This is a genomic window from Nonomuraea sp. NPDC004186 (assembly GCF_053603495.1).
In genome coordinates, this window is sequence record NZ_JBSGFQ010000001.1 from 177,755 (window position 1) to 202,648 (window position 24,894).

Sequence of the window (24,894 nt, forward strand, 5' to 3'; positions counted from 1 at the left end):
GAAGCTAACAGCTCTCACCGACAAATGCGGCCTCATCTGTCCCGCAGGCCGGGAGTAGGCTAGAAGATCGGCGGGCAAACCAACGCACATGGGGAGGCCGATGCGCACTGGCCGTGGCACCTTGAGCGTCGCCGCCGGTCTGGTGCTGGTGGCTCTCGCGACGGTCGGATACGTGCTGCCGCCCGCGTTCGATCCGCCGCCGCTCAAGGTCGATCCAGCCTTCCAGACGATCCCGGCGCAGCCCACGAGCGAGCTGCGGCCGGTGGTGGCGGTCGATCCCGTCCGCAGGGAGGAGATCTCCGTCTCGGCGGAGGGTCAACGCCTGGACGGAACACTCCGGTTGCCGGTGACGCCAGGGCGGCACCCGGCGATGGTGTTCGTGTCGGGTTCGGGCAACGGGTCGCGGACGGAGTTCACGCCGCAGGCGGAGTTCCTGGCCAAGGCGGGCGTGGTGACGATCGCGTTCGACAAGCGCACGGTCGGCTACAACTTCCGCCAGCGGGACTTCTCGCTGCTCGCCGACGACGCCCTGCGCATGGTGGAGCTCCTGCGCACGCGTCCCGAGGTCGACCCGGCCCGCATCGGCCTGTGGGGGGTCAGCGAGGGCGGCTGGGTGGTGCCGATCGCCGCGGCGAAGAGCACGGCGGTGGGGTTCGTGATCCTGGTGTCGTCCCCGAACGTCTCCCCGCTGCGCCAGGTCGCCTGGGCGCTGAACGAGCAGCTGCTCCGGCTGCGGGCCCCGATCGGCGCCCGCGACCTGCTGACCCGGGCCATGGGCGGGGTCGGCTTCAACTTCCTCAGATATGACGCGCTGCCGGCATTAAGCGGGATCAGACAACCGGTCCTGGCCTTCTACGGCACCACCGACCCCTCGATCCCGTTCGTCGAGTCCACCCAGGCGCTCGTCAAGGGCATGAACAAGGCGGGCAACGACGACTACACGATCCGCTTCATGGCCAACGGCGACCACGCCATGCGGGTGAGCGGCGGCCCCTTCACCAAGGGCTACCTCGAGACCCTGGCCAACTGGATCACCGGCCTGCCCGGCACCGCGCGGCCCGCCCTGCACATGGCGGGCGCCACGCCGGTGCAGCGGTTCGAGGCCAGCGACGTGCCGGCCGCCCCCTGGTACGCGGGCGGCACGATGCTCGGGCTGACGATCTGCCTGGCCGCCGTCGGCTACGTGGCGGGCCCCGTCGCGGCCATGGTCGTACGCCTGCGCGGCCGTCCCCAGGTCCCCGCCGAGACGAACGCCAGGCTGTGGCCCCCGATCAGACGCCGGCTCAGCCGGATGGTCTGGACGGGCGTGGGCCTGCTGGCCTCGGTGATCGCGTTCATCACGTTGCTGGTGCTGTTCTCGGTCAACCAGGCGGGCGCCTGGCCGGCCGTGCTGGCCGGCTGGCTCATCGTGCGGCTGCTCGCGGCGCTCATGCTGATCCAGGAGGTGACGGCCGTGGCGGCGTTCGTGTCGGCGCTGCGCGAGGGCATGCGGCCCGGCCGCTGGCAGCACGTGGCGGTCGCCGGCGTGCTGGGCGGCACGGGGCTGCTGCTGGTGGCGGCGGCCTACTACGGGCTGTTCTCCTTCCCCTGGTAGACATAAGCGTCCATCCAGCGGTCCAGCTCGGCGAAGACCTGCTTGCGCGCCGGCTCCGCCGACAGCACCAGGTCGTGCAGGCCGTCCGGGATGCGCACGCACGTGACGTGCGGGCCGAGCGAGGTGGCCCAGCGGGCGATGTGCTGGGGATCGAGCACGATGTCCGCCGAGCGGGCCTCCGGGACGAGGTCGCGTACCCGCAGCCCGTTGGTGGAGGCCAGCACGAGGACCGGCACGTCCACCGCGAGCCCCGCCTGCAGCCGCCGCTGCGCCCGGCGGATGGCGGCCAGCCACATGGCGTGCACGGAGAAGCCGCCCAGCGGCTTGAGCTCCAGGTCGTAGTCCCACTCGCCGCCCTCGCTGCGGTGCAGCGTCTGCCCGTAGACGGTGCTGACCCCCAGCGGGAGCGCCCACCGCGTGTACGAGAGGGGCGTCTTGAACAGGTCGGCCGCCATGCGCAGCGGGGCGGGCACGTTCAGGTCGAAGAACGGGCTGTTGAGCACCATCCCCTGCACCAGCCCCCGCCCGCGGACCCGGTCGGCCCACAGGGAGGCGACCAGGCCGCCGGTCGAGTGGGCGTTGATCGTCAGCTCGTCGTGGTCCTGCCTGACGATGCGGACGGCCTCGTCGATCTCGGGGAAGTAGTCGGTGACGCTCCTGATCAGGCCCCTGGTCTGGTGCGGCAGCAACGAACGCCCGTATTTGCGCAGGTCGAGAGCGTAGAAGTCGATGCCGCGCTGGATGTAGTGGTCGGCGAGGTGGTCCTGGAAGAAGTAGTCGGTGAACCCGTGCAGGTAGAGCACCGCCCTGCGGGATCCCGCCTTCCTGGAGACCAGCGTCGCGACGACCTCGCCCTCGAAGTCGTCCGGCAGCTGCAGCACGGTGATCTCGTACATGCTAGACACCATAAGGATTGTCCGGCCATGACGGGACACCGGGCGGCAGATCCTCGCTCACCCGCATCGGGAAGTCCGCCGGGCGCTTCTCCAGGAACGCCGTCACCCCCTCGACCGTGTCGGGCGCGCCGCCCAGCTCGGCCATGACGCGCGAGTCGGCCGCGTGCGCCTCCCACGGCGAGGACGACGACAGGCCCGACCACATCAGCCTGCGGATGGCGGCCACGGAGACGGCCGAGGTGTTGTCGGCGATCTCGCGGGCCAGCGCGTACGCCGCCGGCAGCAGCTCCTCGGGCGGATACACCCGCGAGACCAGCCGCCCTTCGAGCGCCTCGGAGGCGGGGAAGATCCGGCCGGTCGCGGCCCATTCCATGGCCTGGGCGATGCCGGCGATCCTGGGCAGGAACCAGCTCGACGCGGCCTCGGTGACGATGCCGCGCCGCGCGAACACGAACCCGAACCGGGCCTGCGCCGAGGCCAGCCGGATGTCCATGGGCAGCGTCATCGTCAGCCCGACGCCCACGGCGGGGCCGTTGATCGCGGCGATGACCGGCTTGAGCGAGCGGGCGATCCGGAGCGCGACCGTGCCGCCGCCGTCGCGCGGCACCCCGTCCACCAGCTCGCCGCGCGCGCCGTCCGCGCCGTGCGCGAAGGTGTCCCCGCCGCCGCTCAGGTCCGCCCCGGCGCAGAACGCGCGGCCCGCCCCGGTGACCACCACTGCGCGCACCCCGTCGTCGGCGTCCGCGCGGTCGAACGCCTCGATCAACTCTCCGCGCATCGCAAAGGTGAAGGCGTTCAGCCGCTCCGGGCGGTTCAATGTGACGGTGGCGATCTGGTCGGCGACTTCGTACGCGATTTCGGTGAAGTCTGTTCGGCTACTGATGTTCATCCTCCGATAAAGACATATTTCGTATTAGGTGCGTAGGCTGCCGCCTCTGTAAGAGGCCTATTGTGGTAATTCGGGGAAACGGGGAAGGCGTGCGGCAGGCAAAGGAACCCTCGAGCGCCGGAGCGGTTCTCGGATGGCTGGCGCTGGCGGCGCTGGCGCCCGGGGCGGCCCATCTGCGCACCGGTTGGCGCAAAACCGGCCTCGCCCTGATCTCCTGCTACGTCGTCGGCCTCCTGGCGCTGGTCGCGTTCGCGCTGACGACCGACAACCTGGTGGGCACGCTCATCGAGCGGATGACGACGATCATCGTGAGCGCCGCCGTGCTGGGCGTGACCTGGTTCGCCGTGATCGTGCACTCGTTCATCGTGCTGCGGCCGGGGCGGCTGCCACAAGGCGGGCAGATCGTCACCGGGACGCTGGCGGGGCTCCTCGCCGTCGCCGTGGTGCTCCCGTTCGGCGTGGTCACGCAGTACGTGTGGACCTTGCAGAGCACGGTCAACGACATCTTCCAGGAGACCCCGTCCGACGCCCCGCCGTCCGACGCCGCCGCCGCGGAGCGGCCGGAGGACCCGTGGGCGGGGCGGCAGCGGGTCAACATCCTGCTCCTGGGCGGCGACGCCGACGACAACCGGATCGGCGTCCGCACCGACAGCATGAACCTGGCCAGCGTCGACGTGAAGACCGGCAACACCGTGCTGTTCAGCCTGCCGCGCAACCTGGAGAACGTGCGCTTCCGCCCCGGCACGCCGATGGCCCAGCACTTCCCCAACGGCTTCCGCCTCCCGCCCGACCCCGGCGGCGGGCGCAGCGACCTGCTCAACAGCGTCTGGGAGTACGCCGACGCGCACCCGGAGATCTTCGGCGGCAAGCAGCACCAGGGCCCCAGGGTGCTGATGGACACGATCGGCTACACCCTCGGGGTCAAGGTCGACTGGTACGCCCTGGTCAACATGTGGGGCTTCGCCCGCCTCATCGACGCCATCGGCGGCATCACGATCACCGTCGAGCAGGACGTGGTGTTCGGCAAGTACAACGAGGGCCTGGTCAAGGCCGGCACGCGCAAGCTCAAGGGCGCCGACGCCATGTGGTACGCCCGCTCGCGCACGTTCAGCGACGACTACACCCGCATGCGCCGCCAGCGCTGCGTGCTCGGCGCGCTGCTCACCCAGGCGGACCCGGCGACCGTGCTGGCCCGCTTCAACCGGATCGCGCTGGCCACCAAGGAGCTGATCAGGACCGACATCCCGCGGGGGATGCTCAAGAACCTGGTGCCGCTGGCGCTGAAGGTCAAGAACGCCAAGGTGACGAGCGTGCAGTTCGTGCCGCCGCTGATCAACACCGGCTATCCCGACTGGGAGAGGATCCGCACCATCGCGGCGAAGGCGATGCGGGACTCGGGCGAGACCAAGCCGCCCGTCGCCGCCACCGCCTCCGCCGGCCCTTCTCCCAAGAAGACGGCGGCCGCCAAGAAGGCCGGCCAGAGCCCGGCGAAGGGCATCACGGACGGCTGCGACGGCTCGCTCTGACCTCCCGCGATGCTCTGACCTTCCGCGACTTACCCGCGGGCGACGATCCGGCCCACGGGGGCCCCGCCGCCCAGCACGTCCACCTGCTCGAACGCCGCCGCCGTCGAGACGTCGCAGCCCATGCGCCGCAGGACCGCCAGGGCGACGGCCGTGGTGGCGCGCGGGCTGCCGTCGATGACCTTGACCGCCACCGAGTGGCCCGACTCCAGGGCCACCACCAGCACGCCCTCCGCGCCGCCCTTGGCCACGGCGCCGGGCAGCGCCCGCATCAGCTCGGTGTTCTGGTGCCCGGTCCCGCCCACGTACTCGGGGTGCGCGCGCATGGCGTCGGCGACCTGGTGGGGCGCGCTGCCCGGCGCGGCCAGCACCAGGCCCTGCACGGCCCGCGCCAGCCCGGTCAGCGACAGGCCGAACAGCGGCGCGCCGCAGCCGTCCACCGCCACGTGCGCGGACTTCTCCCCCGCCAGCTCCTCGGTGACCGAACGGACCTGAAGCTGCAGGGGATGGCCGGCCGACAGGTAGCCGGGCACGTCCCAGTCGTTGGCCACGGCGGCGGCGAGCATGGCGGCGTGCTTGCCGGAGCAGTTCATGCGCTCGCGGGACTGGTCGGCGCCCTGCCTGATGAGCCCGTACATGGTGGGAGCGTCCTCCGGCCACGACGGCGGGCACGCCAGCGCGCCGAAGTCCAGGCCGTAGTCGTCGAGGATCTCGCGGACCAGCTCCACGTGGAAGTCCTCGCCCGTGTGGCTGCCCGCCGCGATGGCCAGCCGCGGCCCCGCCAGCGCCGCGCCGGCGGTGAGGCAGGCCAGCGCCTGGAACGGCTTGGCGGACGAGCGCGGCAGCACCGGCGCGTCCACCTTCCCGAGGACCACCTCGGCACGCCCGGACGGATCCAGGCCGACGGCGCTGCCGTAATGGACGCTCTCCACGAATCCGGAACGGATCACCTCGGCGAGCACGGCGTAGTCAGGCACGAGCGGCTCTCCTCCTGAAAGTGACGGGCTGGCGCGCTTCCAGGGTGCGGGCCAGCTTGGACAGGGACACGTTGACCGCAAGATAGACCAATGCGACGACCAGATACGTCTGGATGAGCAGGCCGTTATAGGCCGCCAGCACCTTGCCGCTGTAGAGCAACTCGCCGTAGCTGACGACGAAGCCCAGCGAGGTGTCCTTGAGCAGGCCGACGGACTGGCTGACGATCGACGGCAGCACGCGGCGGGCCGCCTGGGGCAGCACGACGAGGCGCATGGTCTGGAGCGGCGTGAGGCCGACTGCCAGGCCCGCCTCGGTCTGGCCGCGTTCGACGGAGTTGATGCCGGCGCGGAAGATCTCGGCGAAGGCGGCCGCGTTCGAGGCCGTCAGGGGCACGACCAGCTTCCAGAACAGCGGCAGGTCCAGGCCGTAGCGTGGCAGCGCGAACAGCACCACGTACACCAGCAGCAGCGCCGGCACGACCCTGACGACCTCGACGTAGGCGGCGGCCGGGAGGCGGATCCACCTGCGGTGGGAGAGCCGTCCCAGGGCCAGGACCAGGCCGAACGCCATGGACAGCGCCGCCGACACGATCGCCGCCAGGGACGTGGACCACAGTCCCGTCAGGAGGTAGCGCCACATCGGCCAGGTCGCGTACGGCTGCCAGCGGGCGGCGTCGAGCTGCCCGTTCGCCGCGAACTGCCGCACGGCCAGGACGGCGAGCGCGACGGCGGCCAGGACGCCGAGCACGGTCGCGACGCGGATGCGCCCGCGCGCCTTGGGGCCGGGCTCGTCGAAGAGGACGCTCACCGCAGGATCACCAGCTTGCGTTCGAGCCGGCCGGTGGCGAATCCCACCGCCGCGGCGATCAGCGCGTACGCCAGGCCCGCGCCGACGAAGATCGGGATGGGCTGCGCCTCGACGAGGTTCACCCGGTTGGCGGCGGCCGTCAGGTCCACGACGCCGACGGCTGCGGCCAGGGCGGTGTTCATCGTGGTGGCGATGAAGATGTTGCCGAGCGGCTGGACGACCGTGCGCAGCGCCTGCGGCAGGACCACGTGCCTGAGCGACTGGCCGAACGTCAGCCCGATCGCCCGCGCCGCCTCGCCCTGCCCCCTGCCCACCGAGTTCACGCCGGAGCGCAGGGCCTCGCCGACGTACGCGGCCTCGTACACGGCGATGACCACGATGGCGGTGACCAGCGGCTCGGCCTTGACGCCGATCTCCGGCAGGCCGAAGAAGGCCAGGACGAGCAGGACGAGGAGCGGCAGGTTCTGGAAGGACTCCACGTACGCGGTGCCGATGGCGCGCAGCACCCGCACCGGGCTGACGCGCAGCGCGCACACCAGTGCCCCCAGCACCGCCGCGCCCGCGAAGGACGCGGCGGTGAGCTGGAACGTCACGATCAGCCCATGCCACAGCTCGGGCAGGTGATCGAGGAGAACGGACATCAGGACCCCGGCACGGAGCCGATCTGCGGCGGCTGGGGAGCGTCGCCGGTCACCACGGTGCCGATGGACTTCTTCCAGATGTCCTGCCAGACCCCGGTGTCCTGGGTCTTCTTCAACCAGTCGTTGACGAACTTCTTGAACTGGTCGTCACCGTGCTTGAGCCCGATCCCGTACGGGTCCACGGTGAACGGCTTGGTCACGATCTCGATCGACGGGTCCTTCTTGGCGTCCGCGATGAGGATCGTCTCATCCTGCACGTAGGCCACGCCCCGGTCCTGCTTGAGCGCCTGGACGCACTCCGGGTCGCTGCCGAAGGTGATGATCTCCGCCTGCGGCGCCAGCTTCTTGATCGCGGGGATGGCCGGGGTGTTCGCGCCCGCCAGGACCTTCTTGCCGTTCAGGTCCTCCGGCTTGGCGATGCCCGTCGCGCCCTTCTTCACCGCGATCGTCAGCCCCGAGGTGTAGTACGGGCCCGCGAACGCCACCTGCTTCGCCCGCTCCTCGGTGATCGTGTACGTCTGGAAGACGACGTCCACGGTCCCGTTGGCCAGCAGCGCCTCCCGGGTCTCCGACGCCGAGTTGACGATCTTCACCTTGGGCTCGCCCAGGATGTACTTGGCCAGCGCCTTGCCCATGTCCGCGTCGAACCCCTCGACCTCGCCGGTGGCGGGGTTCTGCTGGGAGAGCAGGGGCGCGTCCAGCGAGCCGCCCACGAGGAGCTCGCCGCGCTGTTTGATCTTCTCCATGGTGGAGCCGGGCAGGATGTCGGCCGCCGCCGCGACGGGCGCCTTGGCCAGGACGTCGCTGCCCTTCTCGGACGGCGCTCCGGGCACGGCGGGACTACTCGACTCACCACAGGCCGCCAGCCCTAACAGCGAGACGGCGACGAGGGCGACAAACCTCTTCATGAACGGTCACTTCCTTCGATTTCGAAGATAGGCCGGACCGTAGTGGGAGATTTCGTAGCAAGTCAATACGTTGTCGGCCTAAGTCTGAACATGGTAGGTATCTCACATGAAGCAGCGGCTGCCCGTGCAGGGGGCACAGGGCGACCTGCTGAGACTCGTCGCCACCGGCAGGGCCGAGTCACGCGCCGACCTCGCGCGCTTATCGGGCCTGGCGGCGTCCAGCGTGTCGCTGCGCGTGGAGGAGCTCATCGACGCGGGCCTGCTGGCCGAGGAGGGCTCGGGCACCTCGCGCGGCGGCCGCCGTCCGCGCCGGCTGCGGCTCTCCCCCGGCGCCGGCGTGCTGGCCGTCGCCGACCTGGGCGCCCACCACGTACGCCTCGGCCTCCTGGACCTCAGCGGCACGCCGCTCGTGATCGAGGAACGCGGCTGCGAGATCGCCGACGGCCCGCAGGTCACCCTGGACCGCATCGCGGACGCGTTCGACGAGCTGCTGGCCGCCCACGTGCCCCCGTCGGTCCCCCTGCGGGGGGTGGGCACCGGCATCCCGGGCCCGGTGGACCCGTCGAGCCTGCGCGTGGTGACGCCCTCGCGCATGCCCGGCTGGAACGAGTTCCCGGTGGCCGACCACCTGGCCGCCCGCTACGACCTGCCGATCCTCGTCGAGAACGACGCCAACCTGATGGCCGCGGGCGAGGCGCGCTGGTGGCCCGGCAGCCAGAACCTCATGATCGTCAAGGCCGGCACCGGCATCGGCTGCGGCGTCATCGTCAACGGCCACCTGCACCGGGGCAGGGGCGCGGCCGGCGACATCAGCCACGTGCGGGTGCGCTCGGACTCCTCCGTCGTGTGCGCCTGCGGGCATCCGGACTGCCTGGAGGCGTACGCGAGCGGTGCCGCCCTGATGGCGGCCCTGCGCGAGTCCGGCATCGAGGTGACCCGCACGGCGGACATCGTCACCCTGGTCAACGACGCCATCCCGGAGGCCACGAGCCTGGCCCGCACCGCGGGCCGCCGCATCGGCGAGGTCCTGACGGTGCTGGTGAACTTCTTCAACCCGGACGTGGTGGCGGTGGGCGGCAGCCTGTCGGCGGCGGAACCCTTGATCACCTCGATCAGGGCGGCGGTGTGGGAACGCTGCCTGCCGCTGGCGACGCGCGACCTGGAGATAGCCCCGGCCCGGGGCGGCCGGGACGCGGCCCTGCTGGGGGCCGGCACCCTCCTGCTGGAGGCCGCCCTGGCCTGAAGGAGAACCCTCCCCCGTCCGCGGTGGCCGGCCTCCAGACGTACGTCGCCCGGCTGCGCAGAGTGCTGCCGCCCGGCGCGCATCCTCACCAGGGGCTCCGGCTACCTCCTGCAGACCGCCGCCGACGAGGTCGATCTGCTCGCGTTCGACGAGGAGGTGCGGCAGGCCCGGGTGACCGACCTCGCGGAGCGCCGTACCGAGGCCCAGCTCGACTGCGCGGAGATCGGGCTCAACCTGGGCCCGGACCAGGAGGTCATCGACGATCTGCGTGACGGGAGCCCGGCAGCTTGTACGGCTCGCCGCAGAAGTAGCGGTTGAGCGCGTCCACGGCGGCCAGCAGCATCCGCGCGACCGCCCGGTCGTTGCGTTGCACGTTGACCGACAGCGTCATCCGGCGTTCGCCCGTGGCGTCGGCGAAGCTGAAGGTCTGGTAGCCGGGGATCGAGCCGGTCGCGCCCCACGTCTCGCCGCAGGTGAGTCCCACCGACTCCAGCCCGAGCCCGTACCGGGGGAAGACCGGGGCCTGTGGCGTGGTGACGCCGGTGCGCATCTGCGTCAGCAGCTTCGGGCCGACGAGGCGGCCGCCGAAGAGCACCTGGTAGAAGCGGTTCAGGTCGCGGGCGTCGGACACCACCCCGTACGCGGCCCAGGCGAACGACGGGTTCAGCCGCGTGATGGGCCGCAGCGAGCCCGGGACGTCGGGGTCGGCGCCCGTGGGCAGGTGGTAGCCGGTGGCGTGCGGGCCGCGGATGCCGTCCCAGGTCGTGGGCAGGTAGGAGCGCGTCATGCCGGCCGGGCGGAAGATCCTCCGGTCCAGCTCGGCGCTCAGCTTGTGGCCCGTCACCTGCTCCACGAGCAGACCGAGCAGGATGTAACCGGTGTTGGAGTAGGAGAAGCGGCCCCGCTCGGGCCGGGGCAGCCGCTCGGCCTCGTCGATGAGCTGCCGCGGGGTGTAGGTCCGCTTGCCGTACTGCTCGGGGTCGGCGAACTCGGCGGCGTGGTCGTAGGTGGCCAGGCCGCCGGTGTGGTTCAGCAGCTCCCGCACGGTGATCCGGTCGCCGCCGTCGATCTGGCCGGGCAGCCGCTTGCCGATCGGCTCGTCCAGGCTCAGCCTGCCCTCCTGGACCAGTTGCAGGACGACCGCGGCGACCATGCTCTTGGTCACGCTGGCGACCCGGAACCGCGCCTCTCTCGGCATCGGCTCGCGGGTGTCCAGGTCGGCGGTGCCGCCGGTGCCGATCCAGGTGCCGCGGTCGTCGTCGATGCGGGCCAGCACGCCGGGGGCGCCGGCGGCCACGGTCGCGTCGAGCGCCTCCCGCAGCCCGGCGGGCTCTTCGCGCTGGGCCAGCCGCGGATCGGCGGGCTCCTGCTGCTGTGCCTGCCGTGATCCGGCGGGCTCTTGCTGCTGGGCCTGGGCGGCGGCCGGGACGGGTGACAGCAGGCCGGCGACGGCGAGCGCGGCGACCGCCATGCGGGTGCCGTTCACTGGCGGCATGCTTCTCCTTCGGTGGGGGTCGTGGAAACGATCTCCATCCTGGCGACGCGGGCAGCCGTCCTCGTCCGCACTCGTGATGATCTCCGCCTGCGACCGCGGTCGCAGCCCCCGTACTCCCCAGGCCGACCCCGGCCCGGATCGCCGTCGCGTCGGCCGCTCAGGCCGGGCGGGGCGGCGTGATCGCCTTCGTTTCGTAGGTCCGCAGCACCAGCGACGTCGTGACGGGCCCGAAGCGGGCGATGCCGTCGACGATCGTCTCAAGGCGCCCGGCGCCGGAGGCGTGCACGTCGATCAGGAAGCAATCCTCACCGGTGAGCCGATGGACGTTCGTGACCTCGGGCAACCGCGCGAAGTGGTCGAGGCACGCGGAGATGCGGGCATGGGTGGTGCGCAGCCGGATCACCGCGTGGATGCTCAGGCCGAGGCGGGCGGGGTCGACCACGGCGCGATAGCCGGTGATGACACCCGACTGTTCCAGGCGTTTGATGCGCGCCGACACGGCCGGCTGCGAGAGGTTGATCCGCCGGCCGATCTCGGTGACACCGAGCCGCCCCTCGGACTGCAGGATGTCCAGGATCGCATGGTCGACCGAATCCAATGAAACCGTCGTCTCGCCCGTCATCGACCTTCCATCCATCAGCGGTAGGCGACTCTACTCGACCGTTCGCACATACTGACGCCCTGGACGCGGACGAACGCCGCGAACGACGAAGGAATGACAAGCCATGCGCTACGTGATCGTCCCTGGGATCAACGGCTCCGACGCGGACCACTGGCAGACCGTCTGGCAGGCGGAGTGGGGAGCCGCCGCTGCACGGATCTCCCCCCTCCTCCTGGGACGAACCGGATCTGGACGACTGGTGTCACGCCATCGATCGGGCCGTGGACGAGCGCCCATCGGCCGACGTGGTGCTCGTCGCGCACAGCCTGGGTTGCCTTGCCGCCGCCCGCTGGGTCGCCCGGCGTCAGCCGGACATCCGCGGAGTGTTCCTCGTGGCCCCGCCGGACAACACCGGCCCGAACTTTCCTGCCGAGGCCCCCACCTTCACCGCAGTGGACGCGACCCCTCTTCACGTGCCCGGCCTGGTCGTCTCCAGCGACGACGACCCCTACTGCTCCCCAGAGGTCGCGTCGCGGCTGGCCGCCGGCTGGCGACTCCACCATGTCAGCGCCGGCTCGGCGGGCCACATCAACTCCGCGAGCGGGCTGGGCCGATGGGATTCCGGGCGCGAGCTGCTCGCTCGCCTTTCTGATCTTCGACGGTGCAGGGCCAGGCGCTCGTCAGGCCGGCATCTGGAGGTCGGGGAAGGCCTGTCCGGCTGACAGCCGTTCGACGAGAGTTCGTACGGCCTCCTTCCCGCCGTTCGTTCCCGCCCATCGACTCACCTGGCAGGCGGCCTTGGCGTACATCTGGGGATCCGCCGATGCCGCCCGCAGCCACTCGTCCAGCGTGACCGGGAGGGGCTGACGGGAGTCGGCCAGGCACCGGTCGCCGGTCGGCGCGAGGTAGCGGGGGTCGTCGCTGACCACGACGGCGAGACCCTCGTCGAACCACTGCGGAACGTCGGCGCCGTTGAGACGGGCGTGCAGCTCCACGTGGGTCATCTCGTGCGAGGCGATCACGGGATCGACGCCGCGCGGGGACAGCATCACCGACCGGTTGAGCACGGCGATGCCGCGTTCGCGGCCGCCGCCGATCCTGCGGTAGCAGTCGTCGGACAGGCACACGAGGAGGTCCGGAGCGCTCTTCCGTCCGCCGAAGTAGTCACGCACCCGCTGGTTCGCCTGCTCGACGACCTCGCTCACCTGCCGGCGCCGGTCCGGCGGCAGGCCGGGTTCGGCGTACACGCCGGGCTGGAGCCGTTCCAGGCCGTAACAGCCGGGGCAGGTGGTGGCCGCGACGGACGGGAAGGCGATCGCCGTCACCACCACGGCGGCGGTGAGGAGGACCGCGACGGCGGCGCCCGCGATCCACCAGCGTCTCCCTTTGCGTCGCTTCACGGGCACGTGGTCCCCCGGGACGGCAGCCGGCGTTCGGTGACGTACTTGCTGACGAGGTCGATGACGCAGGGGTTGGCCATCGCGCCGAAGAGGTTGTGGCCGGGGCCGTCGTGTTCGATGGTGCGGCTGCCGGGGATCTGCTCGACCACTCGGCGGGTGGACCCGTAGTCCTGCCAGGTGCCCGCGCCCAGGAGCGGCGGCAGCGTACGGGGCATCGGCGTGGGCGGGTTGGTCACCCGGGTCGGCCAGCCGGCGCAGGTGAGCGGCAGGTGCCAGGCCAAGGGGAAAGCGGCGCCGGTATTGGGCGCGATGGCGCGCAGCCGCTTGACCGTGCGCGCGACGTCCCGCTGGGTGGCCGGGCGCGGGAAGTCCAGGCACTCCTTGACTCCGCCGCCGGGCAGGCCCGGGTAGGGCTGGCGGCTCGACAGCGCGAAGCCCGACGCGTCGCCGGCCTCGGCCGCCGTGATGGACGCCACGACGTCACCCCATCGCGTGGGGCCGGGCCGGAGCTTGAGGAACGCGAGCGAGCGCAACTGCGTGCCGTCGTAGCGGGCGTCGGCTTTCGGGGCGGGGATCGGCTCGCGGTCCGCCTTGGCGATCAGCGCCCGCCAGCGCTTCTCCGTTCCGGCGGGCGCCCAGGCGAAGAACCGGTCCATGAAGCGCTCGTTGTCGCGGGCGATGGAGTCGAGTTCGCGGTCCCAGTCGCGCGGGCTGTGGTTGCCGGCGCCGTCGAGGTACATCGTGCGTACGCGCTGCGGGAACAGCCGGGCGTAGGACTGCGCGATCGTGCTGCCGTACGACAGCCCGAGGAAGTTCATCCTGTCCTCGCCGAGCGCCTTGCGGATGGCGTCGGCGTCGCGGGCGTCGGAGGCCGCGTCCAGGTGGTCGAAGAGCTCGGGGTCGGTGGTACGGCACTTGTCGGCCCTGGCCTTGTTCGCCGCGGCGAGCTGGTCGAACCCGGCCTGGTCGGCGGGGAACGCCGGGGTGCGCACGAAGCCCCAGTCGCACTGGAGCACCGCGCCGCTCAGCCCGGGATAGCCGCGCGGGTCCCAGGTCACGACGTCCATCGACGTACGGATCTTGTCGAAGATCTGCGTACGCGAGCCCAGCGAGGCGATCTGGTACCCCTGGGGGCCGCCGAAGTTGACCAGCACGGACCCCTTCTTCGCGCCGGTGGCGGGGAGGCGGGCCACCTTCAGGGTGATCGTGCGGTCGCTCTTGGGCGACAGTGCGACGGGCAGGTCCGCGCACTGGAGCTCGGGCGCGTTCGCGACCGGGCAGGAGCTCCACGGCAGGGACGGCTGCGGCGTCGCGACGCTGACCGGCGTCGTGAGGACGGCAAGCGCCATGAGTGTGTTGTGCATGGGCAGAACGTTAGGAGTCGCCGGTGGCCGGGGTCTGCCCGCGAAAGTCATCGATGGCTGTTCACCAAAGTTGACTATGAGCGCTGCCGCGGTTCAACAAAGGTCGGTGTGGCGCATCCCGAAAATCGAAGTGCATCGGTAGATGTTCGGATGCGATCCTCCAGGCGTGCATGAGCCCGCAGCATTCCAGATATCTCGCATCACCGGCTCCGCCGAGCTGGCGGAAGTCACCGCAAGGCTCCTGGACCGGTTGCCGACGTGGTTCGGGATCCCGGAAGCCAACGCGGAATACGTGGAGTCGGCGACCCGCCTCCCCGGCCTCCTGGCTCACGCCGGCGCAGAGGTCATCGGCGTCCTGCTGTACCGGCGGCATTTCGCGGAGGCGGCCGAAATCCACTTGATGGCGGTCTCCCCGGGCTGGCATCGGCGCGGTGTCGGCAGGGCACTGGTCGACGCCGTCACCTCGGATGTCCGGGCGGACGGCTGCCGGCTGCTGCAGGTCAAGACCCTGGGGGCAAAGCACCCGGACCCCGGCTACGCCAGGACCAGGGCGTTCTATCGGGCGGTCGGCTTCCTGCCGCTGGAGGAGACGGACGACCTGTGGCCGGGCAACCCTTGCCTCATCATGGTGAAGTGGTGTCGCTGACTGTCCAAGCGGTCGAGAACCTGCCCTCCGACCTGGTCTATGCCGGCTTCTCGGTCGGTGTGCTCTGTGCGCAGAAGCTGGCGCAGACACGATCGGGCGCGCGGGGCGCGCTGCTGTACTATGCCTGCGCACCGCTCTCGGAGTTCGGCGACGCCTGGCCGGACGGCGTGCCGGTCCAGGTGCACGGCATGGATGCCGATCCCGTCTTCGTCGGCGAGGGCGACATCGGTTTCGCTCGGGAGGTGGTCGAGTCGGCCGGGCAGGGTCGGCTGTTCCTCTATCCCGGCGACCAGCACTGCTTCGCCGACCGCACGCTGCCCTCCTACGACCCGGACGCCGCCGCGCTGCTGCTTTCCCGCACACTGGACTTCTTGCGGTCCGTCGCGTGACGAGCCTGCGATGAGAGGAGGCCGGCAGCGGTGAGCGATGCCGAGCGCATCGACGCAGAGGTGATCGAGTGCCTGCTGTCCCAACACGTGACGGGGTATGAGCCGCTGTCCGGGTTCGCGGCCAACACGGTCGCCGCGGTGACTCTGGGGTCCGGTGCACGCGCCGTCTTCAAGGCCGCCGCCGCGCGCGAGGTCGAGGTGGAGCTATGGGCCCTGCGGTCCATGTCGGAGAGGGGCGTTCCGGTCCCCGAGGTCATCGCCGGGGCGCCGGACGCGGAGATCCCGTACCTGGTGACGCGGCTCGTCTCCGGTGAGCCGGGGGTCGCGACGCGCGAGGCGGCGTCCGAGGTGGGACGGCTGCTGCGTGCCGTGCACTCTCTTCCCGTGGAGGGGGCGGGCTTTTTCAAGGAGGCGTCCGGCTCGCCACCATGCGCCGGTGCGGCAACATGGGCTGATCAGGTCGCGGGGCTGGCGGATCGGCTCGGCCCTGTCGCCGATGCCGGAATCCTGCCCCCGACGCTCCATGCTCGATGCCGGGATCTCCTCCTGGACGGACCTCGGTGGGATCAGCCCTGCGTGTACGTGCACGGTGATTTCCACCCGCGGCATGTCCTGTCGGCCGGGTCCCGGATCGAGGGGATCATCGACTGGGCGGACTGCGGTGCGGCCGGCCCATGGCTGGACCTGGCCAGGATGGACTTCCGCGAGCCCGGCTTGCAGCGCGCGATGCTCGACGCGTACTTCCCCGCGGGCATTCCGGACGACGCGCCGTCGCACCTGGCGAACCACCGGCTGCTCTACATGCTGCTGGCCCTCATGTGGGAGTACGAGTGCGGCGGGGACTGGCTGCACGAGCGCGTCCCCGGCATCGAAGCGGCACTCGCCACGACCTAGACGCGTCGGCGAACCACGCGGGTGGTTCCGGCTCGCCTACCGGGTTTCGGTGGTGGCCGCCCATACCGCGGCGGGGGTCAGGGGCATGTCGACGTGGTCGATGTCGAGGGCGTCGCAGACGGCGTTGACGATGGCCGGGGGGATGCCGATGCAGCCGGCCTCCCCCGCGCCCTTGGCGCCCAGGGGGGTGTTGGGGTTGGGGGTGACGGTCTCCAGGAGGGTGACCGGGGGCATGTCGGCGGCGGTGGGGAGGAGGTAGTCCAGGAGGGTCGAGGCGTGGGGCAGGCCGTCCTCGCCGATGACCGCCTGCTCGTAGAGGGCCTGGCCGAGGCCCTGGGCGATGGAGCCGTGGCCCTGGCCGGTGACGATCATGGGGTTGACGACCACTCCGTAGTCGTCCACGGCCACCAACTGGCGTACGTGGACGGTGCCCAGGTCAGGGTCCACCTCGACCACGGCGACGTGGGCGCCGTACGGGAAGGCCTGGGGTGGGGCGACGATCTCGTCGGCGCGCAGGGGGCCGGTGCGGGCGACCAGTTCGCCGATGGGCAGCCCGGGGAGGGGGCCGACCTCGACGTTGGGCAGCCCCGCCGTCTCGCCGGTGGGTAGGCGCGGGAGAGGGCCGGGCTCGGCGAGGGGCGCTGGGCTCTCCTCGGTGTCGCTCTGGAGGCCGGTGTGGGGGTCGCCGCCCACCATCAGGCGGCCCGCGGCGTACGAGACGTCCTCCTCCCCCACCCCCAGGAGTTCCGCGCAGCGGCGGCGGGCGGCGGCCACGAGGGCTTCGGCGGCGCGCCACAGGGCCGCGCCGCCCACCTGCATGGACCGGCTGCCGAAGGTGGCGAAGCCGTAGGGGACCTCGCCGGTGTCGCCCTCGACGACGCGGACCCGGCCCACCTCCACGTCCAGGACCGAGGCCACCACCTGGGCGAACGCGGTGAAATGGCCCTGACCGGTGGACGTCGATCCGACGCGGGCGATGAACGTCCCGTCCGGGCACGCCTCCACGCTCCCGAACTCGTCGCTGTCCGGCGGTCCTCCCGAGCGTTCGATGTACGTGGCGATCCCCACCCCGAGCGGCCGTCCGCCGTCCTCGCGGCGGCGGGCCTGCTCGGCGCGGACCTCGTCGTAACCGACGGCGGCCAGGGCCCGATCGAGGGCGGCGGTGTAGTCGCCCGAGTCGTACGTGCGGCCGGTCGGCGTCAGGTAGGGGTACTGGTCGGGGCGGATGAAGTTGCGGCGGCGCAGCTCGGCCGGGTCCAGGCCGAGCCGGCGGGCGAGCCGGTCCACGGTGCGTTCGAGGGCGTAGGCGGCCTCGGGGCGGCCGGCGCCGCGGTAGGAGGTCGTCGGGGCGGTGTTGGTGAGCACGCACCTGACGCGCGTGTGCACCCTGGGCGTGCGATAGGCGCCGGTGCTCATCGCTCCGGTCATCATGGGGACGAAGGCGCCGATGTGCGAGTACGCGCCGATGTCGGCGTCGATGAGCAGTTCGTACGCGAGGAAGGTGCCGTCCTCGTCGGCCGCCAGCCGTACCCGCTGATGCTGGCCACGGCCGCGCGGGCCCGCCAGCATGGCCTCGGCGCGGTCCTCGCACCAGCGGACCGGGCGGCCGAGGTGGACGGCGAGCAGGGCGGCGACCAGATACTCCGGGTAGGTCTGGCTCTTGGCGCCGAACGCCCCGCCGGTGGCCGGGACGATCACCCGGATCCGCTCCCGGTCGTACCCGAGCGCCGCGGCGAGCGCGTCGCGCAGCCGGTGCTGGGCCTGGTGGGAGACCCACACGGTGAGGCGGTGCGCGTGTCCCGGGTCCACCAGGATCGCCCGTGGCTCCAGGGACGTGGGGAGGATGAGCTGCTCGCGGTAGGCGGCCTCGACGACGACCGGGGCGGCGGCGAACACGTCGTCGGCCGGGCGGCCGAAGGTGCGTTCGGCGGCCAGGTTGTCGCGGTCGTCGAACAGCCGGGGCGCCTCCGCCGCCAAAGGATCGCCGAACAGCCGGGGCGTCCCCGCCGCCAAAGAGCCCCCGGGGGCGTCGGATGTGCGAGAGGTGTCGGTGCGGGTGAAGGGCAGGAGCTCGAGGTTCAGCCGGACGGCTTCGGCGCCGTCCTCGGCCTGGGCGCGCGTGCCGGCCGCGACCACCGCGAGCCCCTCCCCGGGATAGCGGACGCGGCCCGTGGCGAGCAGCGGCCACGGCGGCATGCCCTCCTCGCCGGGCACCGACCGGGCGGCGAGGTACGGCAGGTCGGCGGCCGACCACGCGCCCGCCACCCCCTCCTCCTTGAGCGCGGCGGCGACGTCGACCCCGCGGATCACCGCGTGCGGCACCGGGCTGCGGGCGAACGCGAGCTCCAGCGTGCCCGGGATATCCAGATCAGCGACCCGGCGCGCCCGTCCGGTGACCAGGTCGCGATCCTCGCGCCGCGCGAGCGGCATCCCGATGTACCGCAATGTTTGGACACCCCCGCTTTCGGTACCAACGTCGATATCGGATGCCCGGGATGGGGGACATGAAACCGGCACAATTCGACTACGTCGCGCCTGCCTCCGTACCGGAGGCGGTGGCCGTGCTGGCCGAGCACGGGCCGGAGAGCCGCGTGCTGGCCGGCGGCCAGAGCCTGCTCATCGAGCTGCGCTACCGGACCACGCGCCCGGCCCTGGTGGTGGACGTCAACCGCATCCCCGGGCTCTCGCAGGTCACGGTCGAGAACGGCTCCGTGCACGTCGGCGCGCTGGTCCGGCACGCCCAGCTGGAGCGCGCCCGGTTCGACGACCCGCTGGCCGAGCTGTTCCGCCAGGTGGCGCCGTACGTCGGCCACCCGCCCATCCGCGCCCGCGGCACCTTCGCGGGCAGCCTGGCCTGGGCGCATCCGGCGTCGGAGTGGTGCGCGCTGGCCATGGCCCTGGACGCCGGGATCGAGGTGAACGGCCCTGCGGGACCGCGTACGGTGCCCGCCGGCTCATGGTTCCGCGGCGCGTTCGTGACCGCCTGCCTGCCGGAGGAGCTGGTCACCGGCGTCCTGCTGCCGCGCCCGCCGGCCGGGGCCGTCGCGGCCTTCGCCGAGCACCGCCGCACCCACAGCGGCTTCGCGCTGGCCGCCGCCCTGGTGATGCTGCGGCTGGCCGAGGGCCGCGTCGCGTGGGTCCGCATCGGGCTCGCGAACGCGGCGGACGTCCCCCTCCGCGCCGTCGGGGCCGAGCGGCTGATGACGGGCGAGCGGCCGGAGCAGGAGCTGTTCGCGGAGGCCGGAGCGCTGGCCGCCGCCGAGGCGGACCCGCCCGGAGCGCCGCACGCGCCGGCCGCCTACCTCAGGCACGCGCTGTCCACGCTCGTACGGCGCTGCCTCGCCCGAGCCGTCCACCACGCGGGGACCCCATGAACGTCCGGCTCACGGTCAACGGCCGGACCCACCAGATCGACGTGGAGCCGCGGACCAGCCTGGCCGACGCGCTGCGCGACCGGCTGGGCCTCACCGGGACCACGCTGGGGTGCGAGCACGGGGTGTGCGGCTCGTGCACCGTGCTGGTGGACGGCACGGCCATCCGCTCCTGCCTGACCCTGGCCGTACAGGCGGAGGGCGCCGACATCCGCACCGTCGAGGGGCTGGCCGACGGCGACGAGCTGCACCCGCTGCAGGAGGCGTTCGCGGCCGAGCACGCGCTGCAGTGCGGCTTCTGCACCCCGGGCTTCCTCATGCTGCTCGCCGGCGCGCTGGCCGAGGAGCCGGAGCTGGACCGGGACGAGCGGCGGCTCGACGCGGTGCTGGCCTCCAACCTGTGCCGCTGCACGGGGTACGCGGGCATCCGCCGCGCCGCCGCCCGCGCGGCGAAGAGCATGCGCGCGAACGGCGGCTGAAGCCACCACCGAGGCCGCCACGCGCACCAGGTCAGGTCAGGGTCCCAGCTGGAGGAACCGGTCGCGGGCGGCGGCGAGGTGGGCCCGCATGGCCTCGGAGGCGGCCTCCGCCCTGCCCGCCACGACGGCCTCGGCGATGCGGGCGTGCTCGGCCAGCGTGGGGTCGCCGTCGCGCCGGCCCGCGTACTCGATGCGGAACAGGTGCAGGTGGCCGTGGGTACGCCGGAGGGACTCCCGCAACGCGCCGCTGCCCGAGAGCTCGGCGATCAGGTCGTGGAAGCGGGCGTCGTGGTCGGCCAGGCCGTGGTAGTCCTCGTACCTGGTGCCCTGGGGCGCCTTCGGGACGCTGGCCAGCTCGGCCCGCACGCGCTCCCCCGCCTCGGCCGTCACCAGCTCGGCCGCGCGCCCGGCCGCCCACGGCTCCAGGAGCAGCCTGAGCTGGTAGAGGTCGGCGATCTGGCCGGGCGTGAGCAGGGGCGCCACGGAGTAGCCGCGCAGCGCCTCCTTGGTCAGCAGGCCCTCGGACTCCAGCGCGGACAGCACCTCGCGCACCGGCGTCTGGGAGACCTCGAGCAGCCTGGCGAGGGCGTAGATGTTGACGCGGACGCCGGGCTCCAGGTCGCCGTTCATGATCAGGCCCTTGACGCGCTCGTGGACGTCCTCGGTGAGAACGCTCCGCCGGGCCGCCGGCACACGGCCCATCAGGCGCTTTTCGAGCTCACTGGCCAACCTTCACGCTCCGGTACTCGGGACTTGACGGGCATCGTGCGATGTATGCAACATAGCGGAAATATCCAATAGGAAATATTACTGAGGATCGCGATGGCCACAACCCTCCGAACCACTGTCCGCGGCCGGTTGCGCTGGTACATGATCAGCTACGTCTTCGCCGGGCTCGTCATCAACTACCTGGACCGCGCGAGCCTGGGTGTGGCCCTGCCGTTCATGGGCGAGACGTTCAAGCTCTCCAAGACCGAGGAGGGCATGATCCTGGCTGCCTTCTTCTGGTCGTACGACTTCTTCCAGCTCGCCGCCGGCTGGTTCGTGGACCGGTACGGCCCGCGCAGGACGTTCACATTCGCCTCCGTGTGGTGGTCGCTGTTCACCTCGCTGACGGCGCTGGCCAGCAGCTTCGCGGCGCTGTTCGGCGTACGGCTGCTGCTCGGCATCGGCGAGAGCCCGGCCGCCACGACCAGCGCCAAGGTCGTGGCCCGATGGTTCCCCCGGCGCGAACGCGCGCTGGCCACCGGGATCTGGGACTCCGGCTCGCGCGTCGGAGGCGTCATCGCTCTGCCGGTGGTCACGGGGCTGATCGCGTGGCTGGGGTGGCGGTGGACGTTCGCGATCATCGGGGTGATCGGGCTGGCGTGGGCCGTCGGATGGTGGCGGACGTACCGGGATCCGCAGGACCACCCGAAGATCACGGAGGAGGAGCTGGCGTACCTGCGCGAGGGCGGGGCCCGCTTCGAAGGCGACGACGACGGGGACGCGGCCAGGATGCGCTGGCGCGACCTGTTCCGCTACCGCACGATCTGGGCGATGATGCTGGGCTTCTTCTGCCTCAACATGGTCGTCTACTTCTTCCTCACGTTCTTCCCGACCTATCTGGTGGAGGAGCGCGGCTTCAGCCTGCTGAAGCTCGGCCTGTTCGGCGCGCTGCCCGGCCTGGTGGCGATCGGCGCCGAGTGGCTGGGCGGCTGGCTGTCCGACCGCCGCATCGCCAGGGGCGACTCGCTCACGCGGGTCAGGAAGACGTTCATCGCGGGCGGGTTCCTGGTCTCGACGGTGATCGGCGTCGCGGTCTGGGTGCCGGAGGCGTGGATGGCGCTGGCCCTGCTCTCGGTCGCCTACGCCGGCTCGACGTTCGCCGCCTCCAACATCTGGGCGCTGCCCGCCGACGTGGCCCCGGCCGACCGGTACGTGGCCTCGATCGGCGGCATCCAGAACTTCGCCTCGAACTTCGCCGGCATCATCAGCCCCATCATGGTCGGCTTCCTGGCGGACAGGACGTCGTCCTTCGCCGTCCCCCTGACGGTGATCTCGTGCGTGGCCCTGCTGGGCGCCTTCACGTACGCGGTGATCCTGAAGCGGGTCGAGCCCATCGGTCTTCCGCCGCGGCCCGAACCGTAAAGATCCGCTCTTGCCCCTGTGGCGGCGCGGCCCTCCCCCGACCTGCCGTGATCTCCTGAGCGGTGTTCGAACCATCACTCAGGAGGTCCGCATGCGCCGACGCGCTCACCTGCTCGCCACCGCCGCCCTGTTCACCGCTCTCGGCTCGGCCGTCGCCCTAAGCTCCGGGAGCCTCATCCCGGGCGGCGAGTTCCACCCGATCAGCCAGCGCATCGTCAACTCCCTCGCCCTGGCGAACGGTTACGTCTCGACGCTGGACGCCATCCTGAGCGACTCCCTGGGCAGCCTCAACCTGGACGTCTGATCACGCGGGCCGGTGGAAGGCCGCCCGCCAGCGGTGACGCTCGCCGTCACGCAGGTCCTCGACCTTCCCGCTCTCCAGCCCGCCGGTCGCGAAGGCCCCGATCTCGGACGGGGTCAGCGGCCACGGCGGCGCGAACACCGGCCCGCCCTCCTCCCGGCCCGACGCGATCACCAGCAGCGTGCCGCCGGGCCGGACGAACTCCGCGATCGCGGCGATGGCCCTGCCGTGCAGAGGCTCCGGCAGGGCCTGCACGGTCATGATCTCGACCACGAGGTCGAACGCGTGCCGCCACTCCGGGGGCGGCGCCAGCAGGTCGGCGACCTGGTAGCGCACCTCGCTCCCGGGGAAGCGCTCCTGGGCGAGCCGGACGGCCGACTCGCTCACGTCGAACGCCACCGTCTCGTAGCCGAGGCCCGCCAGATGCTCGGCGTCGTCACCCAGCCCCGCGCCCACGACCAGCGTCCGCCCGTGGCCGGGGTGGGCCCACTCCGTCAGCAGGAAGTGCGGGGACCGCGAGTCCCACGGCACGATCGCGTCGCCACTGGCCGACTCGGCGTAGAGCCGCTCGAACCAGCCGGTCGGGTCGCCGTGCGCGAGCGACTCGGCGGCCAGCCTGCTGGCGTCGGCGTCCGCGTCCCGTCCCGTCATCAGTCCTCCCAGCAAGATCCCGTACGGCTCGCCACGCTCCGCCTTGGCGGCCAGCTCCACCAGGCCGACCCGGTCCCCGAGGGGGCCGACCAGCTCGCGCTGGGCGAAGGTGTGCTCGTGCACATATCCCTTGCGCCGCAGCGCCACGTCGAACAGCGGGAGCAGCACGCAGACGCCCGGTGTGGGATGCGGGCAGGGCTGCTCCTTATGCCACCATTCAAGCTCATTTGCGCGCCCGGCGACCGCGAGCTCGACGACGTCCAGGTTGGTGGCCTCCCGGCCGAGCAGCTTGGCCGCCGCCTCGAGCACGACCTCACGCTGGTGCGCGCCGACCCGCGCCCAGGCCTCCACGGGGAGGTCCGCCATGCGGAATGGCCTCATGCCCAGCGCGAACCCGCCCCGGCCGATCAGCTTGTGCGAGACGACCTTCCCGAGCCTGGTGGCCGGCTTGGGGGGCACCGTCGCCATCACGCCCGAAGGCACCGGCATGAGCGCCACCCCGTCGCCGATCGGCTGAGCGGTGTCCCAGTCGATCACCTCGGCCATGCCGGGAAGAGCGGGCGCGGGCCGGACGCGGGTCAGCAGCCCATCCCTCTGGGCATGACAGGAAATTCTTTGTCAGCAGGATCCATAACAGCTGCCACCGCGTCAGTCGCACGGCCTAATGATCGGGTAGGACCCTTACGCGTGGAAAGTGTCCTTCGCCAGCCTTCGCACCCGCGTCTCGTCGATGTCGTGCCCCAGCCCCGACTGGGTGAGCGGGACCGCGATGACGCCGGCGTTGGCGCCCACGATCGGCGTGACGATCTGGTTCTGGCGCGGCGGCTGCGTCACGTCGCACGGCAGCGTGCAGCCCGGCAGGCTCGCGACCGCCACCGTCGCCGCCCTGGCCAGCCCCGCGCCCTGGCCGCCCGCGCACTGGATGTCCAGGCCCGCCGCCGCGGCCCGGTCGTGCGCCCGGCGCGCCTCCGTCAGCGAGGGGAACGCGTTCGGCCGCAGCAGCAGCACCCTGGCGGCCCGCACGGTCAGGTAGTCGTCCAGCTGGGCGGTGGAGGCGACCTCGACCGCGACCGAGGCGGAGATCTGGTCCTGGAGCGAGGCGTGCGCGTAGACGTCGCCGACGGCGAAGGGCCGCTCGATGACCTCCAGCCCGTAGGAGTCTAGGGCGACGAGCTGGCCGAGGTCGGTGTAGGCGTTGCCGCAGTCGACGGCCAGGGTCAGCGCGGGGTACGTCTGGCGCACCGCCCGTACGGGCTCGACGTCCCAGCCGGGCCTGATGTCCAGCGTGACGTGGCCGTACCCGGCGCAGATCTGCTGGTTGACCCGGGCCACGAGGCTCTCCACGGACGGGTCGGGGGCCAGCCGGACGGTGGCCATGAGCGAGGTGCGGGTGCCGCCGATCGCCTCGGCGAGCGGCACCCCGCGCATCCTGGTCCACAGGTCCCAGCAGGCCATGTCGACCGCCGGGTCGCCGCTCGGCACCGTGTCGGGGTGCTCCCAGTCGACGCCGATCAGCAGGGCGGCCAGCGTCTCCTCCAGCCTGGACCACGTCTTCGGCTGTGGGGCGATCGACTCGCCCCAGCCGGTCATGCCGCCGTGGTCGGTGAGTTTCACGAGCAGGGTCTCCGACTTCCTGCCGAACGGCAGGACAAGCCGGAAGACCTCAAGCTCCCGCACTCGCGGCATGTATCCCC

At 71.8% G+C, this 24,894-nt stretch carries 25 protein-coding genes and 1 pseudogene; 12 read left to right on the forward strand and 14 right to left on the reverse strand.

Features of this window, described 5'->3' with window-relative positions; translation table 11 throughout:
* The first annotated feature begins 100 nt into the window (after positions 1-100).
* The gene (locus ACWEPL_RS00740; protein WP_363965513.1) at positions 101-1,594 is read left to right on the forward strand and encodes an alpha/beta hydrolase family protein; all 1,494 of its coding nucleotides are present in this window, start codon (positions 101-103) and stop codon (positions 1,592-1,594) included.
* Here ACWEPL_RS00740 and ACWEPL_RS00745 read toward each other — a convergent pair.
* Together ACWEPL_RS00745 and ACWEPL_RS00750 are read right to left on the reverse strand one after the other, a co-directional pair.
* Positions 1,567-2,490 carry an alpha/beta hydrolase gene (locus tag ACWEPL_RS00745; protein ID WP_363965515.1) on the reverse strand — a complete coding sequence of 308 codons (924 nt, stop codon included), beginning with the start codon at positions 2,488-2,490 and terminating at the stop codon, positions 1,567-1,569. The two genes, ACWEPL_RS00740 and ACWEPL_RS00745, sit on opposite strands and share 28 nt — an antisense overlap.
* Before the next feature lies 1 nt (position 2,491).
* Positions 2,492-3,379, reverse strand: coding sequence for a crotonase/enoyl-CoA hydratase family protein (locus tag ACWEPL_RS00750; RefSeq protein WP_452434512.1), 888 nt, complete (start codon positions 3,377-3,379; stop codon positions 2,492-2,494).
* A gap of 89 nt (positions 3,380-3,468) precedes the next feature.
* Here ACWEPL_RS00750 and ACWEPL_RS00755 point away from each other — a divergent pair, with 89 nt between their 5' ends.
* On the forward strand, positions 3,469-4,905 hold the full coding sequence (locus tag ACWEPL_RS00755; protein ID WP_452434514.1) for an LCP family protein: 1,437 nt from the start codon (positions 3,469-3,471) through the stop codon (positions 4,903-4,905).
* Positions 4,906-4,934: 29 nt separating this feature from the next.
* Here the strand turns inward: ACWEPL_RS00755 and ACWEPL_RS00760 are convergent, their stop codons facing one another.
* The 4 genes from ACWEPL_RS00760 to ACWEPL_RS00775 are packed head-to-tail and all read right to left on the reverse strand — an operon-like array spanning position 4,935 to position 8,236.
* Entirely contained in the window at positions 4,935-5,879 is a 945-nt protein-coding gene (locus ACWEPL_RS00760; protein WP_363965521.1) for an asparaginase, read from the reverse strand.
* On the reverse strand, positions 5,872-6,687 hold the full coding sequence (locus ACWEPL_RS00765; protein ID WP_452434516.1) for an amino acid ABC transporter permease: 816 nt from the start codon (positions 6,685-6,687) through the stop codon (positions 5,872-5,874). Before ACWEPL_RS00765 ends, ACWEPL_RS00760 begins: the two co-directional genes overlap by 8 nt.
* On the reverse strand, positions 6,684-7,328 hold the full coding sequence (locus tag ACWEPL_RS00770) for an amino acid ABC transporter permease (protein ID WP_452434518.1): 645 nt from the start codon (positions 7,326-7,328) through the stop codon (positions 6,684-6,686). The genes ACWEPL_RS00765 and ACWEPL_RS00770 overlap by 4 nt, the downstream gene beginning before the upstream one ends.
* Entirely contained in the window at positions 7,328-8,236 is a 909-nt protein-coding gene (locus ACWEPL_RS00775; RefSeq protein ID WP_350722363.1) for a glutamate ABC transporter substrate-binding protein, read from the reverse strand. The genes ACWEPL_RS00770 and ACWEPL_RS00775 overlap by 1 nt, the downstream gene beginning before the upstream one ends.
* Positions 8,237-8,342: 106 nt before the next feature.
* Between ACWEPL_RS00775 and ACWEPL_RS00780 the strand changes: the two genes are divergently transcribed.
* Positions 8,343-9,479: an ROK family transcriptional regulator gene (locus tag ACWEPL_RS00780; protein ID WP_452434520.1), complete on the forward strand. Its 1,137-nt coding sequence runs from the start codon at positions 8,343-8,345 to the stop codon at positions 9,477-9,479.
* A 253-nt stretch (positions 9,480-9,732) separates the two neighbouring features.
* Here ACWEPL_RS00780 and ACWEPL_RS00785 read toward each other — a convergent pair whose 3' ends face one another.
* Positions 9,733-10,974, reverse strand: a complete 1,242-nt coding sequence (locus tag ACWEPL_RS00785) for a serine hydrolase domain-containing protein (protein ID WP_452434522.1) — start codon at positions 10,972-10,974, stop codon at positions 9,733-9,735.
* Positions 10,975-11,131: 157 nt separating this feature from the next.
* Positions 11,132-11,596, reverse strand: a complete 465-nt coding sequence (locus tag ACWEPL_RS00790; protein ID WP_452434524.1) for an Lrp/AsnC family transcriptional regulator — start codon at positions 11,594-11,596, stop codon at positions 11,132-11,134.
* Between the two features lie 103 nt (positions 11,597-11,699).
* Here ACWEPL_RS00790 and ACWEPL_RS00795 point away from each other — a divergent pair.
* Together ACWEPL_RS00795 and ACWEPL_RS00800 are read left to right on the forward strand one after the other, a co-directional pair.
* A pseudogene (locus ACWEPL_RS00795) lies at positions 11,700-11,777 on the forward strand (alpha/beta hydrolase); the annotation flags it as partial.
* A 7-nt stretch (positions 11,778-11,784) separates the two neighbouring features.
* The gene (locus tag ACWEPL_RS00800) at positions 11,785-12,297 is read left to right on the forward strand and encodes an RBBP9/YdeN family alpha/beta hydrolase (RefSeq protein ID WP_452434669.1); all 513 of its coding nucleotides are present in this window, start codon (positions 11,785-11,787) and stop codon (positions 12,295-12,297) included.
* On the opposite strand, the gene ACWEPL_RS00805 is transcribed toward ACWEPL_RS00800, so the two are convergent.
* Both ACWEPL_RS00805 and ACWEPL_RS00810 read right to left on the reverse strand, forming a co-directional pair.
* Entirely contained in the window at positions 12,256-12,975 is a 720-nt protein-coding gene (locus ACWEPL_RS00805; RefSeq protein ID WP_452434525.1) for a hypothetical protein, read from the reverse strand. The two genes, ACWEPL_RS00800 and ACWEPL_RS00805, sit on opposite strands and share 42 nt — an antisense overlap.
* Positions 12,972-14,339 (reverse strand): alpha/beta fold hydrolase, encoded by a 1,368-nt coding sequence (locus ACWEPL_RS00810; protein WP_452434526.1) that lies wholly within the window; start codon positions 14,337-14,339, stop codon positions 12,972-12,974. The genes ACWEPL_RS00805 and ACWEPL_RS00810 overlap by 4 nt, the downstream gene beginning before the upstream one ends.
* Positions 14,340-14,505: 166 nt before the next feature.
* Here ACWEPL_RS00810 and ACWEPL_RS00815 point away from each other — a divergent pair, with 166 nt between their 5' ends.
* From ACWEPL_RS00815 to ACWEPL_RS00825, 3 genes are read left to right on the forward strand one after another with little or no spacing between them, the layout of a single operon-like run.
* Positions 14,506-14,985, forward strand: coding sequence for a GNAT family N-acetyltransferase (locus ACWEPL_RS00815; protein WP_452434527.1), 480 nt, complete (start codon positions 14,506-14,508; stop codon positions 14,983-14,985).
* The gene (locus ACWEPL_RS00820; protein ID WP_452434528.1) at positions 14,973-15,374 is read left to right on the forward strand and encodes a dienelactone hydrolase family protein; all 402 of its coding nucleotides are present in this window, start codon (positions 14,973-14,975) and stop codon (positions 15,372-15,374) included. Before ACWEPL_RS00815 ends, ACWEPL_RS00820 begins: the two co-directional genes overlap by 13 nt.
* A gap of 30 nt (positions 15,375-15,404) precedes the next feature.
* A complete protein-coding gene (locus tag ACWEPL_RS00825; protein WP_452434529.1) occupies positions 15,405-16,268 on the forward strand; it encodes a phosphotransferase family protein in 864 nt (287 codons plus the stop codon).
* A gap of 36 nt (positions 16,269-16,304) precedes the next feature.
* Here the strand turns inward: ACWEPL_RS00825 and ACWEPL_RS00830 are convergent, their stop codons facing one another.
* The gene (locus tag ACWEPL_RS00830) at positions 16,305-18,713 is read right to left on the reverse strand and encodes a xanthine dehydrogenase family protein molybdopterin-binding subunit (RefSeq protein ID WP_452434531.1); all 2,409 of its coding nucleotides are present in this window, start codon (positions 18,711-18,713) and stop codon (positions 16,305-16,307) included.
* Between the two features lie 59 nt (positions 18,714-18,772).
* Here ACWEPL_RS00830 and ACWEPL_RS00835 point away from each other — a divergent pair, with 59 nt between their 5' ends.
* Both ACWEPL_RS00835 and ACWEPL_RS00840 read left to right on the forward strand, forming a co-directional pair.
* A complete protein-coding gene (locus ACWEPL_RS00835) occupies positions 18,773-19,642 on the forward strand; it encodes an FAD binding domain-containing protein (RefSeq protein ID WP_350722382.1) in 870 nt (289 codons plus the stop codon).
* Positions 19,639-20,118, forward strand: coding sequence for a (2Fe-2S)-binding protein (locus ACWEPL_RS00840; protein WP_363965544.1), 480 nt, complete (start codon positions 19,639-19,641; stop codon positions 20,116-20,118). The genes ACWEPL_RS00835 and ACWEPL_RS00840 overlap by 4 nt, the downstream gene beginning before the upstream one ends.
* A 36-nt stretch (positions 20,119-20,154) precedes the next feature.
* On the opposite strand, the gene ACWEPL_RS00845 is transcribed toward ACWEPL_RS00840, so the two are convergent.
* The gene (locus ACWEPL_RS00845) at positions 20,155-20,820 is read right to left on the reverse strand and encodes a GntR family transcriptional regulator (RefSeq protein ID WP_355194786.1); all 666 of its coding nucleotides are present in this window, start codon (positions 20,818-20,820) and stop codon (positions 20,155-20,157) included.
* A gap of 120 nt (positions 20,821-20,940) precedes the next feature.
* Between ACWEPL_RS00845 and ACWEPL_RS00850 the strand changes: the two genes are divergently transcribed.
* Entirely contained in the window at positions 20,941-22,248 is a 1,308-nt protein-coding gene (locus ACWEPL_RS00850; protein WP_363965548.1) for an MFS transporter, read from the forward strand.
* 91 nt (positions 22,249-22,339) lie between these two features.
* Positions 22,340-22,552 (forward strand): hypothetical protein, encoded by a 213-nt coding sequence (locus ACWEPL_RS00855; RefSeq protein WP_350722389.1) that lies wholly within the window; start codon positions 22,340-22,342, stop codon positions 22,550-22,552.
* Here ACWEPL_RS00855 and ACWEPL_RS00860 read toward each other — a convergent pair whose 3' ends face one another.
* Positions 22,553-23,746 (reverse strand): class I SAM-dependent methyltransferase, encoded by a 1,194-nt coding sequence (locus tag ACWEPL_RS00860; protein ID WP_452434533.1) that lies wholly within the window; start codon positions 23,744-23,746, stop codon positions 22,553-22,555.
* Positions 23,747-23,881: 135 nt separating this feature from the next.
* Entirely contained in the window at positions 23,882-24,886 is a 1,005-nt protein-coding gene (locus ACWEPL_RS00865) for an enolase C-terminal domain-like protein (RefSeq protein ID WP_363965552.1), read from the reverse strand.
* Between the last annotated feature and the right edge of the window lie 8 nt (positions 24,887-24,894).